This window comes from Frankia sp. AgKG'84/4, from assembly GCF_023242965.2.
Classification (GTDB): domain Bacteria; phylum Actinomycetota; class Actinomycetes; order Frankiales; family Frankiaceae; genus Frankia.
Genome location: NZ_JALKFU020000918.1, coordinates 1 through 783, shown reverse-complemented (window position 1 = coordinate 783; position 783 = coordinate 1). Strand labels below are relative to the sequence as shown.

The following is a 783-nucleotide window of genomic DNA, read 5'->3' as shown; positions in this document are numbered from 1 at the left end:
CGGCGGGCCGCCCGCGGACGCCGCGGCGGACGAGGCGGGGGAGCGCCAGATCGCGGCGGTCGTGCGGATCTGCCGGGCGCTTGATGGAATGCCGCTGGCGATCGAGCTGGCCGCCGCACGGTTGCGGGCGATGACCCCCGAGCAGGTCGCCGCCCGCCTGGACGACCGTTTCCGCCTGCTGAACTCGGGCAGCCGCACGGCCCTACCGCGGCACCGCACCCTCGCCGCCGTGGTGTCCTGGAGCTGGGATCTGCTCGACGAGCCCGAACGCGCGCTCTGGCGCCGGTTGGCGATCTTCCCCGGTGGGGTGACCGTCGCCAGCGCACGGGCGGTCTGCGTGGACCCGCCCGCCGACCGGGCCGGGCCGGGCGCCGGTCGGATCGTCCACGACGACGTGCCCGACCTGTTGACGGCACTCGTCGAGAAGTCCCTGCTGATCTGTGACAGCGAGGATGGCGCGGCCACTCCTCGGTACCGCCAGCTGGAGACGATCCGCGAGTACGGCCTGCGACGCCTGGCCGAGGCCGGCGAGCGGGAGTGGCTGCGGGCCGCCCACGCGGAGCACTTCCTGCGCCTCGCCGAACGCGCCGAGCCCGTGCTGCGTACCCGCGACCAGCTTGTGTGGCTGCGGCTGCTGGCCATCGAGCAGGACAACCTGCACGCGGCGCTGCGCGGGGCGACGGCCGCCGGCGACGCGGCCACGGCGGTGCGGATGTCCTCGGCGCTGGGCTGGTACTGGTGGTTGCGCGGGCGGCGGCTCGAAGGCGCCCAGCTCGCCGAGGC

General features: G+C 75.5%; 1 protein-coding gene. It reads left to right on the top strand.

Features of this window, described 5'->3' with window-relative positions; all coding sequences use genetic code 11:
- On the top strand, positions 1-783 hold a 783-nt coding region (locus MXD58_RS26025), incomplete at both ends, for an ATP-binding protein (RefSeq protein ID WP_518478692.1).